Source organism: Delftia sp. Cs1-4 (assembly GCF_000214395.1).
Taxonomy (GTDB): domain Bacteria; phylum Pseudomonadota; class Gammaproteobacteria; order Burkholderiales; family Burkholderiaceae_C; genus Comamonas; species Comamonas acidovorans.
Genome location: NC_015563.1, coordinates 4,360,756 through 4,372,964 on the forward strand (window position 1 = coordinate 4,360,756; position 12,209 = coordinate 4,372,964).

At 65.4% G+C, this 12,209-nt stretch carries 11 protein-coding genes and 3 tRNA genes; all 14 read right to left on the bottom strand.

The annotated features are described in order from the left end of the window. Positions 1–9: 9 nt before the first annotated feature. Positions 10–603: a PilX N-terminal domain-containing pilus assembly protein gene (locus DELCS14_RS18995; RefSeq protein ID WP_013803118.1), complete on the bottom strand. Its 594-nt coding sequence runs from the start codon at positions 601–603 to the stop codon at positions 10–12. Then, a complete protein-coding gene (locus DELCS14_RS19000; RefSeq protein ID WP_013803119.1) occupies positions 600–1,394 on the bottom strand; it encodes a prepilin-type N-terminal cleavage/methylation domain-containing protein in 795 nt (264 codons plus the stop codon). The genes DELCS14_RS18995 and DELCS14_RS19000 overlap by 4 nt, the downstream gene beginning before the upstream one ends. Positions 1,395–1,422: 28 nt before the next feature. Then, positions 1,423–1,944 carry a type IV pilus modification protein PilV gene (pilV, locus tag DELCS14_RS19005; protein ID WP_228676794.1) on the bottom strand — a complete coding sequence of 174 codons (522 nt, stop codon included), beginning with the start codon at positions 1,942–1,944 and terminating at the stop codon, positions 1,423–1,425. Positions 1,945–1,967: 23 nt separating this feature from the next. Continuing rightward, entirely contained in the window at positions 1,968–2,480 is a 513-nt protein-coding gene (locus DELCS14_RS19010; protein ID WP_013803121.1) for a GspH/FimT family pseudopilin, read from the bottom strand. A gap of 450 nt (positions 2,481–2,930) precedes the next feature. Next, positions 2,931–3,006 (bottom strand) — tRNA-His (locus DELCS14_RS19015). A 254-nt stretch (positions 3,007–3,260) separates the two neighbouring features. Beyond that, positions 3,261–3,336 (bottom strand) — tRNA-His (locus DELCS14_RS19020). Positions 3,337–3,410: 74 nt separating this feature from the next. Next, positions 3,411–5,306, bottom strand: coding sequence for a SurA N-terminal domain-containing protein (locus DELCS14_RS19025; protein WP_013803122.1), 1,896 nt, complete (start codon positions 5,304–5,306; stop codon positions 3,411–3,413). 60 nt (positions 5,307–5,366) lie between these two features. Further along, positions 5,367–5,442: transfer RNA gene (locus tag DELCS14_RS19030), tRNA-Val, on the bottom strand. A 14-nt stretch (positions 5,443–5,456) separates the two neighbouring features. Further along, positions 5,457–5,729 (bottom strand): HU family DNA-binding protein, encoded by a 273-nt coding sequence (locus tag DELCS14_RS30110; RefSeq protein ID WP_012204727.1) that lies wholly within the window; start codon positions 5,727–5,729, stop codon positions 5,457–5,459. 452 nt (positions 5,730–6,181) lie between these two features. Beyond that, on the bottom strand, positions 6,182–6,751 hold the full coding sequence (pgsA, locus tag DELCS14_RS19040; RefSeq protein ID WP_026062576.1) for a CDP-diacylglycerol--glycerol-3-phosphate 3-phosphatidyltransferase: 570 nt from the start codon (positions 6,749–6,751) through the stop codon (positions 6,182–6,184). Positions 6,752–6,828: 77 nt separating this feature from the next. Further along, entirely contained in the window at positions 6,829–8,781 is a 1,953-nt protein-coding gene (gene uvrC, locus DELCS14_RS19045; RefSeq protein WP_013803124.1) for an excinuclease ABC subunit UvrC, read from the bottom strand. A 58-nt stretch (positions 8,782–8,839) separates the two neighbouring features. After that, positions 8,840–9,826: a tripartite tricarboxylate transporter substrate binding protein gene (locus tag DELCS14_RS19050; RefSeq protein WP_013803125.1), complete on the bottom strand. Its 987-nt coding sequence runs from the start codon at positions 9,824–9,826 to the stop codon at positions 8,840–8,842. A gap of 51 nt (positions 9,827–9,877) precedes the next feature. Beyond that, positions 9,878–10,867: a hydroxymethylglutaryl-CoA lyase gene (locus tag DELCS14_RS19055; RefSeq protein WP_013803126.1), complete on the bottom strand. Its 990-nt coding sequence runs from the start codon at positions 10,865–10,867 to the stop codon at positions 9,878–9,880. Then, positions 10,864–12,081 carry a CoA transferase gene (locus DELCS14_RS19060; RefSeq protein WP_013803127.1) on the bottom strand — a complete coding sequence of 406 codons (1,218 nt, stop codon included), beginning with the start codon at positions 12,079–12,081 and terminating at the stop codon, positions 10,864–10,866. The genes DELCS14_RS19055 and DELCS14_RS19060 overlap by 4 nt, the downstream gene beginning before the upstream one ends. Positions 12,082–12,209 lie beyond the last annotated feature (128 nt).

Below are 12,209 nucleotides of genomic sequence, written 5' to 3' on the forward strand. Positions count from 1 at the left end.
TCCCCCTGCTTACTTTATGAACATGTTGACGCTGGACCGCAGGCACAGCGCATCCGCTCCGCAGGCCTGGGCCTGCGACTTTTCCGTGGCCTGGGCATTGACCTCATAGAAGTCCGTGCAGCCGGTGGCGGGTGCATCCAGCGCGGACGTCGCACTACCCGACTTGGGACAGGCGGTCGTGATGTATCGGGGATACCAGTACCCATCGGGCTTCTGAAACCCGGCCGCCTTGGCCTTGGTCGTCCGGAAATCCGTACCGAGCCCGATGGAGTCCGTACGCACGTCGGACACCGAGCAGGGAATGCCGCTGCCCTCGGCCACCGGAGTGCCGGCGCCATTGCAAGACTTGAGCGCGACGGCATGCTCCAGCAGCTTGCGCTCGCCTTCTCGCAGCGTGCCATCCGCGGTTTCATACAGCCGCTGGCTATCCACCATGTTGGCGGCGATGCGCGCCTCCAGCGTGGCCACGCGCATGCCGACCACCGCCAGCAACAACACCAGCAGCAGCATGATCATGGACACCAGCAAGGCATTGCCGCGCTGGCGCCCGTGCAGGACACAGGACATGCAGCGGCGGCTCCGGGCTCCGATCAGCGCGGTCATGGCATCAGATTCCTCAGGGTGAGCGTGCCGGTGGCCAGTTGCAGCAGGGCGCCGGCATTCGCATCGCATCGGGCCGCGGCGCCGCCCAGTTGCGCCCAACGCTCGCAGACGGTGGAGGCCATGCCCTGCGTCACCTTGCCGGAGCTTTCCAGCAAGAGGGCAAGGCGCAGGGAACGGATGGCTTCCTGCTGCCCGGGCAACGTGGCCGCGAAGGCATCGACCCGGCGTATCGCGCCGGGCGCTGTCTGCCGATCGATGCCGAACTCGAAATGCACCGCCCGCACGCCATCGGCAAGCGGCACAACCTCCTGCGCAGCCCGGCACACCAGCACACCACTTTCGACGGTGTATTTCTCCGCGAACATGCCGGTCGCCGGCGCCGGAGCGTCATAGGGGCCGGCGGCTCCCAGGTTCGCGGGCGTGCCCGCACAATCGGTTTCCGCAGCGTCCCGGGGCTGGAAGCGAAGGCAGATGCTCTGCGCGTCAGCCGCGTAGAGCGCCTGTCCCTGGGCGAACTGGCAGCCGTTGGGATGGGGCGAGGAATCGGCAGGAAATGCGTCGAACATCGCCTGCGAAGGGTCCCTCCTGTAGCCTGCCTTGGAGAACTCGGAGTCCAGCACGGCCAGCGCCAGCCGGCTGTTGCCGAGGTTCTCGCTCTGCCCCACGCGAAAACCGAAGCTCGACAGCCCCTGCATGTAGATGGTGGTGGCAATCAGCACGAGGAACAGGCCGATGGCCAGCGCCACCATAATCTCCACCAGGGACATGCCCGCCTGGGACGGCATGCGCATGCGGCACGCCCATGCTCCCGGCCCGCGCTCAAAGCCGCGACCGCAGCGTGAATGTACAAAATTCATTGTCGCTTCCATCCAGACATTGGCCTTTCTTGACCGGCCAGGCCACCGTCACGGACACCAGGCCATCGGCATCGGCGCTCACGGCGAAGGAGCTGTCGATGCGGTCCGCGGTGAGATCGGGCACCAGCTTGCGGGCCCGGTCGCCCCAGCAGGCCAGGCGCTGCTCCCGCGGCTGCGGCAAAGGCTGGCAGGCCGCAGGGGCCGCGGGCATCGCGGCACCCTCCAGCTTCTGGTAGCCGCCCAGTTCCGCCACGGGCGCGCCCTTCGCGTCCAGGACCGTGGCCGTATCCCCCCGCAGGGTCTCCAGCAGTTCGGAAGCCAGCATGGATGCCATCTGGCGCCGCTCGGTATCCACGGTGTATTCAATGGCACGCACATGGATGCGCACGGCGCCCAGCAGCCCCACGGCCACCAGCAGCACGGCGACGAGTACCTCGATAAGGCCTGCGCCGCGTTGCCTGCGAGAAGAAAAAGGAATGGACATGTTGCAGACCCGTTGCACGCGCATCAGCAACTGCCGCCGGCAGGCAGCCGCTGCTGGCGCACAAGCCCGGCGCGAGTCACTCTCAGGCAGTGCATGCGCGTGGCATGGCGAGCCGTGACGGTCAGCGTGTACAGCGTGCTGGCGCCGGAGAACTGCTTGGCGGTCCCCGTGGTTTCGAACAGGACGCCCTGGGAAGAATCACCGGAGGGCGACACGGTCACGGCATCAGGCACCCGGGCCTCGCGCACCAGTTGCCCCCCCGACTTGGCGGACCATGTCTGCCCCGTGCCCACGAAGCTGCTTTCCACCCGTTTGTAGACCGCTTCGGAGCGAGCCAGCTGCAGCAACGACTGCAATTCGAGCGCAGCCGAGCTGACGCGCTGGTTGGCTATTTGGACGATGAAGGAAGGAGCGGCCAGAGCGGCCAGAATCGCGACCAGCGCCACCACAACCATCATCTCGATGAGGGTGAAGCCACGGGGCCGTTGCCACCTGCCGCCTGGACAGCCGTTGCGCGTGTAACCGGGATTTTTCATGCAAGCGTGCTTCTCGTTGGCAGGGGACCATGCGACAGGCCTGCAAGCCCTGCGCCATTGCTCTTGATTGATGTTTGCAATCGTAATTCAATAGCAATGCAAAACACCTATTGACACAGGTCATGGGACAAATATAGGACTTGTCTTATAAAAACCTGCGCAGAGCGCAACACCCCATCCAGCAAGCCCGGCCCGCCGTCGGCGCACGCAAGCTCGGCGGAACGGCCCGCGCAACGGGCATGGCCATGGTGGCGATACGGCAGACCGCGAAGTCAGGCAGGCAGGCCTCGCCTCAAGCGCCTGAAAATCCACGGCAGCGTGAGCGGCCGCAATCCAGCCACAGCGCGATTGGCCATGCGAATATCCCGCCTGCTTCCAGCCCGAGGAAGAGAAAGTTTCCGCCCAAAGCAAAAATCCCCAGTGCATTTCTGCACTGGGGATTTTCTTGTTTGGGGTGGCTGATGGGGCTCGAACCCACGACAACAGGAATCACAATCCTGGACTCTACCAACTGAGCTACAGCCACCGTTGAAGCATTCGATTATATGCCAAAAACCAGCAGACAAATGCTTTGGAACAGGCGTTGCGCGACGGATCGGGAGCGGCAGGAACAAAGGCGCATCGGGGACGCGGGCAACGGGCAGGATGCCACCATCCTCCATGCAGCCGCAGCCGGCAGGGACCTTGCCCGCCGTCCCTGGAGCTTTCGGGGACAACCAGTCCCCCTGCCGCCCAAAGCAAAAATCCCCAGAGCATTTCTGCTCTGGGGATTTTTTTATTTGGGGTGGCTGATGGGGCTCGAACCCACGACAACAGGAATCACAATCCTGGACTCTACCAACTGAGCTACAGCCACCGTAGAAGAACGCTATTCTATTCCAAAAAACTGCTTGATTTCTGAAATTTCTGTTTTGCTAGAAATTTCTCTCATCAGGGGCGCGGGACCTTGATCTGCACCTTGAGCTGTTTCTTGAGAAGCTCGTAGTATGCCATAGCTTCTGCGACCGCAGAGCTTCGCAGGAAGTCCTGCTTCTGCGCGGCAGCAGCCTGTGCATCATCGGCCGGGCGCTCGACAATGCGGTTGATCTTGACCACGGCATAGCCTTGGGCACCCATGTCGACACCAGTCCAGGCAGGCAGTTGAGCGGTCGGTGCGCGCAGGGCGGCATCGACCACTTCGCGCGACAGGCCTTCGGGCTGGTCGCGGCTGATCACCTTGGCGGCAGGCAGTTGCGCCGCATCAGGCTTGGCCTTCCATGCTGCAAGCTTGGCCTCGCCATCGGCCTTGGCCAGTTCGGCGGACTTTTGCGCCACGTACAGGGTGCGCAGCTTGTCGCCGACCTCGGCCATGGGCAGCGTGCGGGCAGGCGTGTACTCCACCACGCGGCCGGCCACCAGTTGGCTGGAACCCAGCTCCACCGCATCGGTGTTGCGCTTGTTGTTCAGCGAGTCGCTGGAGAACAGCGCTTCCAGGAAGCGGGGGTTGGCCAGGGGGCCCTTGACGTTGGGGCCGGGCTGGCGCGTGACATGGTCTGCCTTTTGCACGGTGAGCTTGAACTTCTCGGCCACGGGCTGCAGGCTGTCCGACTGCTCGTAGACCGCGTTGGAGAAGCCTTCCGCCAGTTCGGCGAACTTGCGCTGGGCCTGCTGCTGCTTGAGTTCGGCTTCCAGCTTGGGACGCATCTGCTCGAAGCTCGGAGCCTTGGGCTTCTTGATGTCCACCAGCGAGATGATGTGGTAGCCGAAGTCGCTGTGCACCACGTCGCTGATGTCGCCGACCTTCATGCCGAAGGCTGCGTCCTCGAAGGGCTTGACCATGGCACCGCGGCCGAAGTAGCCCAGATCGCCACCCGATGCAGCGGAGCCACCGTCCTGCGAATTGGCCTTGGCCAGTTCGGCGAAACGCTTGGGGTCCTTGCGCAGCTCGGCCAGCAGTTCCTCGGCCTTGGCCTTGGCTTTTTCCTGCTCGGCAGCAGGCGCATCCTTGCTTGCATTGATCAGGATGTGGCTGGCACGGCGCTCTTCGGGGCCGGCCAGGCGCTCGGCGTTCTGGTTGTAGTAGGAACGCACATCGTCTTCGCTCAGCGTGATGCCGGCCTCGATGCTGGGAACGTCCAGCAGCAGGTATTCCACCTTGGCCTGCTCCGATTGCTGGAACTGGCTGGTGTGAGCGTCGTAGTAGGCCTTGAGGTCTGCCTCGGTGGGCTGGACCTTGCTGGCGTAGGCGCTGGCTTCAAAGCGGGCCACCTGCACTTCGCGGCGCTGGTACAGCGCATCGATGGCCTGCTTGACCTGGGTGTCGGTCGCAAAGGCCGTACCCGTCACGCCACCCATCACCTGGTTCATGGACAGCTCGCGGCGCAGGTTGGCCTCGAAGCCTTCGGGCGTCAGGCCCTGCGATCCGACCAGGGCACGGTAGGCCTCGGCATCCATCGAGCCATCAGGCTTCTTGAGCGCGGCAATCGCGGGGATCTCCTGCAGCGTGCGCACCAGTTGCGCATCGGATGCGGCCAGGTGCATCTTCTGCACGGCAGCGGCCAGCACCTGGTCACGCACCATCTTCTCCAGCGTGGCGTAGCGCGCCTGCGGCGAGTCCAGCAGCTTGGGGTCGATGTTGGGGTTCTCGGCGCGCAGGCGATCACTCTCCATGCGGTGCGCGTTCTCCCAGTCGGCCTGCTTGATCTCATGACCATCGACACGTGCGACGATGACGCTGGACTCTGTGAAGTAGTTCTGGTTCACACCCACGAAGATGAACGAGGGAATGATCAGCAAGAACAACAAGATCATCACGAACTTGGAATGCTTGCGGATGGATTCGAACATGGTCTGTCGTCTTTCAATGGCAGAAATAGAAAAGGCGAACTTTCGTTCGCCTTTTGTTCTTGGTGGGTGCTGACGGGGTCGAACCGCCGACCTACGCCTTGTAAGGGCGCCGCTCTACCAACTGAGCTAAGCACCCCACCTTGACTGGTGTCAGTTCAGGGCATCTTTCAATGCCTTGCCCGGACGGAACTTTGGAACCTTGGCGGCCTTGATCTTGATGGTTTCGCCGGTGCGGGGGTTGCGGCCCGTACGAGCAGCGCGCTTACCAACGGCGAATGTGCCAAAACCAACGAGCGACACTGTACCACCCTTTTTGAGGGTTTTCTTCACAGCCTCAATCGTGGAATCCAGTGCACGAGCAGCCGCAGCCTTGGAGATGTCGGCGTTGTTAGCGATGTGCTCAATCAGTTCGGTTTTATTCACAAGATGCCTCTGGAGAAATAAGTGAATGGGATGTCTCTGCGGCCACCAACTTGGCTCGGCCAGAAACCCGGCGCGACGGATACGGAATCTGGCTTGCCGTTCGACGCCTGCCTCGGGGCAGACATCGGTGAATTAAAGCCATCGACCTTCCAGGTGTCAATGCACGCTGCGCATCGCAGCGACAGGGGACGATTCTATGCGGTTTTGGCGCCAGCTTTGGCTTTGCGGCCGGTTTTTTGCGCCCCGCGCAGGCTAGCGGCTTCACGAATTGACAAGGGTTGACAATGGACTTGTCCGCTGCAGGCCTTGCCAGTGCTGCAATGCGCCTCACCGCTTCGCATCCACGACGCCGCAGCGGCTGCCCTGCCTGATTCAAATGCTTCCAAAAAAGTAGCAACGCCAGACAGTTTGACGTGTCTGGCGCAGGATCCCGGGAACGGCCGGAAAGGACCTCAGTGCGTGACCCGCGCGCGGATCTCGGGCAGGGCTTTTTGCAGGTAGTACACCATCGACCAGACGGTGAGCACCGCCGCCACCCAGATCAGCACCTGGCCCCAGACGCCGGTGTCGATCATGCCGAACACGCGGCCGTCGTACAGGAGGAAGGGAATGGCCACCATCTGTGCCGTGGTCTTGAGCTTGCCGAGCATGTGGACGGCCACGCTCTTGCCCGCGCCCAGGTGCGCCATCCACTCGCGCAGGGCCGAGATGGCGATCTCGCGGCCGATGATGATCAGGGCCACGAACACATCGGTGCGCTGCAGGTGCACCAGCACCAGCAGCGAGGCGCAGACCAGGAACTTGTCGGCCACGGGATCGAGGAAGGCGCCGAAGGCCGATGTCTGGTTGAGCTTGCGCGCCAGGTAGCCGTCGAGCCAGTCGGTGGCCGCGAAGACGATGAACATGACCGTGGCGACCAGGTTGCGGGTCGCCACATCGAACGGCGCGTAGAACACCCCGACGATCAGCGGAATCGCGACGATCCGCGTACAGGTCATCAAGGTGGGGATTGTGAGAAACATGGCCGCCATTGTGTCACGTACCTTGGTGTTTGAGGTTCTGTTTGAAGGCCCGCGGTGCAGCCTGCGGGACGGTCATTTCAATGCAATGCACGGTAGATATCTTCAGCCAGCGCGGCCGAGATGCCGTCCACGCTGCACAGGTCTTCCACCGTGGCTTCCGACACGCCGCGCACGCCGCCAAAGCGCTGCAGCAGGCGCGCGCGCTTCTTGGGGCCGACGCCCGGAATCTCCTCGAGTTTGCCGCCGCCCACGCGCACCTTGGCACGCGCCGCGCGCATGCCGGTGATGGCGAAGCGGTGGGCCTCGTCGCGGATCTGGGCCACCAGCATCAGCGCGGCCGAGTCGTAGCCCAGGTAGATCTTCTCGCGCCCGTCGGCAAAGACCAGTTCTTCCAGGCCGACCTTGCGCCCCTCGCCCTTTTCCACGCCCACGATGCGCGAGACATCGAGGCCCAGCTGCTCGAAGACTTCGCGCGCCATGCTGACCTGGCCCTTGCCGCCGTCGACCAGCACCAGGTCCGGCAGTTGCGGCTGCTTGCCCGTGAGCTCGGCACCGCCCGCCTCTCTTTGCGCCTCGGCCACGCGGCTGTAGCGGCGCGTCAGCACCTGGCGCATGGCGGCGTAGTCGTCGCCGCCCGTGATGCCTTCGATGTTGAAACGCCGGTATTCGCTGCTTTGCATCTTGTGGTGATGGAAAACCACGCAGGAGGCCTGCGTGGCCTCGCCCGCCGTGTGCGAGATGTCGAAGCATTCGATGGTGAGCTCGTCCAGGTTCTCGCAGGCCAGGTCCAGCGCCTCGACCAGCGCGCGCGTGCGCGCCTGCTGCGAGCCTTCTTCGGCCAGCAGGCGGGCCATCTGGATGTCGGCGTTCTTTTGCGCCATCTCCAGCCAGATGCGCCGCTGCTCGCGCGGCTGCTGCACGGCGGTGATGCGCACGCCGCCTTGCTCGCTCAGCAGGGCCAGCAGCTTCTTGTCCACCGGATGGCTGACGATGAGCACGGGCGGCACGGCCACGCCGGTGTAGTGCTGGGCGATGAAGGCCTCCAGCACGATGTCCTCGACCGGGCGCGCGGATTCGGCAAGATTGGCCTCTTCCTCGCCGGCATAGACCGAGGCGGCATCGCCCAGGTTGGCGGGAAAGTACGGCCGGTCGCCCAGGTGGCGGCCGCCGCGCACCATGGCCAGGTTCACGCAGGCGCGGCCGCCCTGCACTTTCACGGCGAGGATGTCCACGTCGCGGTCGTCGGCGGTTTCTATGACCTGCTGGTGCAGCACGCGCGACAGCGCCGTCATCTGGTTGCGCACCTCGGCGGCCTGCTCGTATTCCATGCGCCCGGCGTGCTCCATCATGCGGGCCTCCAGCTGGCGCAGCAGTTCCTGGGTTTCGCCGCGCAGCATGGCCTCGGCATTGCGCACGTCCAGCGCATAGGCTTCGGGCGAGATCAGATCCACGCAAGGGCCGCTGCAGCGCTTGATCTGGTAGAGCAGGCAGGGGCGCGAGCGGTTGGCAAAGACCGTGTCCTCGCAGGTGCGCAGCCGGAAGACCTTTTGCAGCAGCTGGATGCTTTCCTTGACAGCCCAGGCGTTGGGATAGGGACCGAAGTAGCGGTGGCGCTTGTCCACGGCGCCACGGTAGTAGGCCATGCGCGCGAAGCGCTGGTGGGCAGGCTCGCCAGCCTGGCCGTCGCGCGCGGCCACGCCGGTGATCTTCAGGTAGGGATAGCTCTTGTCGTCCCGAAACAGGATGTTGTACTTGGGGTGCTGCGTCTTGATGAGGTTGTTTTCGAGCAGCAGGGCCTCGGCCTCGGAGCGCACCACCGTGGTCTCCATGCGGGCGATCTTGCCCACCATGTGGCCTATGCGCGTGCCGCCATGGTTCTTGGTGAAGTAGCTGGAGACGCGGCGCTTGAGATTGATGGCCTTGCCCACGTACAGCAGGCCGCCTGCCGCGTCGAAATAGCGGTAGACGCCGGGCAGGCCCGGCAGCGCTGCCACCTGGGCCAGCAGTTCATCGGAATGGGATTCGGACATGCGCCTATTGTGGCCGCTGCCCGGGCCCGCCGCAGCGGGCCTGCGGGCCCCCGGGCTCTTACTCGGCCTCGATCTTCGAGGACTTGACCACCTGGGCCCAGTTGGACCACTCGGTCTTGACCATGGCGCCCAGCTGCTGCGGGTTCATGTAGTCCGCCGTGGCGCCCTGCTCCTGTGCCTTTTGCTTGAAGGCCGGGTTCTCCACCACCTTCTTGAGGTCGGCCGTGAGCTTGTCGATCACGGGCTTGGGCGTGGCGGCGGGCGCGAACACGGCAAACCAGGAGGTGGCGTTGACGCCCGCATAGCCGGCCTCGGCCGTGGTGGGCGCATCAGGCAGGCTGGGCAGGCGCTGCGCGCCGGTGACGGCCAGCACGCGCAGCTTGCCGCTTTGCACATGGGGCATGAAGGGCGGCGCCGTGCCGAAGGTCAGGTCCACCTGGCCGCCCAGCAGGTCCTGCAGCGCGGGGCCGGTGCCCTTGTAGGGGACGTGGACCATCTTGATGCCGGCCTGCTGCTCCAGCATGGCGCCCGTCACGTGCTGCAGCGAGCCATTGCCCGATGAGGCGTAGTTCAGCTTGCCGGGGTTGGCCTTGGCATAGGCCACGAGTTCGGCCAGCGTCTTCACGGGCAGCTCGGACCGCACCACGATGATCTGCGGCGCCGACAGCACATTGGCCACGGGCTGGAAGTCGCCCTGCTCCCAGATGCGGGCCTTGGTCAGGTGGGGCGAGATGACGTGATAGCCCGAGTACTGCATGAGCAGGGTGTAGCCATCGGCCTCGGCACGCTTGACCAGGCTGGCTGCGATGGAGCCGTTGCCGCCGCCCTTGTTGTCCACCACCACCGACTGGCCGATCACCGGCGCCAGCGCCTGGGCCGCCATGCGCGCCGCCAGGTCGGTGGTGCCGCCGGCTGCGGCCGGCACGATCATGGTGATGGTCTTGGCGGGGTAGCCGCCCTGGGCCAGCGCGGCTGTGCCGCCCAGGCCCAGTCCCGCGATGGCCATGGCCACGGCTGCGATCTGTCTGCGTTGAATCTTCTTCATCTTTGTCTCCTTGGTTTGCTCGGTTCTTGTGAATGAGAATGCGCGCCGGCCTCAGCCCTTGGCCAGCGCCCGTTCGCGGATGGCTGCAAAGTCGGCTGGTGGCTGGTGCAGGTCCAGCCGCGCGCCGGCCTTGGCGATCTGGCTGGCCGTGTCATGGCCGATCAGCGCGGGCAGGCTGCGCGCGGCCGCGACGATCTGCGCCAGGTCCACGCCGGTGTCGTAGCCCATGAGCTGCAGCGCGTGGACGATGTCCTCGGTGCAGGCATTGCCCGAGGCGCCGGGCGCGTAGGGGCAGCCGCCCAGGCCGCCGATGGAGGCGTCGAAGCGGTCGCCGCCCGCCTCGATCGAGGCCAGCACATTGCCCAGGGCCATGCCGCGTGTGTTGTGGAAGTGCAGGGTCAGTCCCAGCCGCGGCCAGCGCTGCCGGAAGGCGGCCACCATGGCACGCACCTGGGTCGGGAAGGCCATGCCCGTGGTGTCGCACAGCGTGATGCCCTGCACGCCCAGGTCGGCAAAGCGCTGCACCCAGTCGAAGACTTCCTGCTGCGGCACATCTCCCTCCATGGGGCAGCCAAAGCAGCACGACAGCGAGACGTTGACCGGCACGCCCGCCTGCTGCGCCGTGGCCACGACCTGGGCCAGCGCCGCGAACGACTGGCTGCGCTGCATGCGCAGGTTGCACAGGTTGTGCGTCTCGCTGACCGACATGACCAGGTTGAGCTCGTCCGTGCGCGCCTCGATGGCGCGCTCGGCGCCGCGGGCATTGGGCACCAGGGCCGTGTAGACGGTGCCGGGGCGGCGCTCTATCTCACGCATGACGATCTCGCCATCGCGCAGCGCGGGAATGGCCGTGGGCGAGACAAAGGCCGTGACCTCGATCTTGGACAGGCCAGCCTGCGACAGCGCATTGACCAGGGCGATCTTGTCCTCGGTGGGGACAAAGGCCTGCTCCATCTGCAGCCCGTCGCGCGTGCCAACCTCGTTGAAGAAGACGCGGCGGCCCGCGCCCTGCCAGACATCCGTGGGGTGGACGGCATTCATTGGATCACTCCCTTGCTGCGCAGCAGCGCAATCTGTTGGGCCGTGAGGCCGGCCTCGGCCAGCACGGCATCGGTGTCATCGCCCACATGGGGCGCACTGCTGCGCACCGTGCCGGGCGTGAGCGAGAGCTTGGGGACGATGCCCGGCACCTCGATGTCGTCTCCGTCGCGCGTGTGCTGGCTGAGGATCATGTCGCGGGCGCGGTAGTGCGGGTCCTCGGCAATGTCCTTGGCCGTGTAGACCTTGCCGGCCGGCACGCGCGCGGCGGCCAACTGGTCCATCACGGCCTGCACGCTCTGCGAGCGCGTCCAGCCGCCGATGACGGCGTCGATCTCGGCGATGCGCGCCACGCGGCCCGCGTTGTCGGCCAGTTGCGGATCGTCGGCCAGGTCCTGGCGGCCGATGGTGGCCATCAGGCGCTTGAAGATGGAGTCGCCATTGCCGGCCACCAGCACCCAGCCGTCCTGGCAGGGATAGGCGTTGGACGGCGCAATGCCCGGCAGCGCACTGCCGGCCGCCTCGCGCACGGCACCAAAGGCGCTGTATTCGGGCAGCAGGCTTTCCATGACGTTGAACACGGCCTCGTGCAGGGCCACGTCGATGACCTGGCCGGCACCGCCGTTCACCTTGCGGTGGTACAGGGCCATCATCACGCCGATCACGCCATGCAGCGCGGCCAGCGTGTCGCCAATCGAGACGCCCACGCGCACCGGCACGCGGCCCGGCTCGGCCGTCAGGTGGCGCAGGCCGCCCATGGCCTCGCCGATCACGCCAAAGCCCGGCAGGTCGCGGTAGGGGCCGGTCTGGCCGTAGCCCGAGATGCGCAGGATGACCAGGCCGGGGTTGAGCGCATGGAGCTCTTCGGGCGACATGCCCCAGCCTTCCAGCGTGCCGGGGCGGAAGTTCTCGACCAGCACATCGGCCTCGGCGATCAGGCGCCGCGCGATGTCCTGGCCCTCCTGCTGGCGCAGGTCCAGCGCCACCGAGCGCTTGTTGCGCGACTGCACCTGCCACCAGACCGAGGTGCCGTTCTTGATCAGGCGCCAGTTGCGCAGCGGATCGCCCGCGCCCGGCGCCTCGATCTTGACCACGTCGGCGCCGAACTCGCCCAGCGTCTTGCCGCAGAACGGCCCTGCGATCAATTGCCCCATCTCGACCACGCGCACGCCATTGAGCGCGCCGGGTGTGGGTGCCTGCCTTGTCTGTTGTGTCATGGGTTAGCGCTTCCTCTTTGTCTCCTGCAGCCAGCCTCCGATGGCATTGCCGCGGCGCCGATCTTGCCGCCGTCCGCGCGCGCTGCAAAACGCTCAAGCGCGACGCTGCCATCGCAAACCGGCATGGC

Bases quoted from the DNA above. Each gene is read 5' to 3' on its own strand.
- pilV (WP_228676794.1), bottom strand. From the start codon at position 1,944: ATGTCCATTCCTTTTTCTTCTCGCAGGCAACGCGGCGCAGGCCTTATC.
- DELCS14_RS19000 (WP_013803119.1), bottom strand. From the start codon at position 1,394: ATGCGCATGCCGTCCCAGGCGGGCATGTCCCTGGTGGAGATTATGGTG.
- DELCS14_RS19025 (WP_013803122.1), bottom strand. From the start codon at position 5,306: ATGTTCGAATCCATCCGCAAGCATTCCAAGTTCGTGATGATCTTGTTG.
- uvrC (WP_013803124.1), bottom strand. From the start codon at position 8,781: ATGTCCGAATCCCATTCCGATGAACTGCTGGCCCAGGTGGCAGCGCTG.
- DELCS14_RS19060 (WP_013803127.1), bottom strand. From the start codon at position 12,081: ATGACACAACAGACAAGGCAGGCACCCACACCCGGCGCGCTCAATGGC.
- DELCS14_RS18995 (WP_013803118.1), bottom strand. From the start codon at position 603: ATGACCGCGCTGATCGGAGCCCGGAGCCGCCGCTGCATGTCCTGTGTC.
- pgsA (WP_026062576.1), bottom strand. From the start codon at position 6,751: ATGTTTCTCACAATCCCCACCTTGATGACCTGTACGCGGATCGTCGCG.
- DELCS14_RS19050 (WP_013803125.1), bottom strand. From the start codon at position 9,826: ATGAAGAAGATTCAACGCAGACAGATCGCAGCCGTGGCCATGGCCATC.
- DELCS14_RS19055 (WP_013803126.1), bottom strand. From the start codon at position 10,867: ATGAATGCCGTCCACCCCACGGATGTCTGGCAGGGCGCGGGCCGCCGC.
- DELCS14_RS19010 (WP_013803121.1), bottom strand. From the start codon at position 2,480: ATGAAAAATCCCGGTTACACGCGCAACGGCTGTCCAGGCGGCAGGTGG.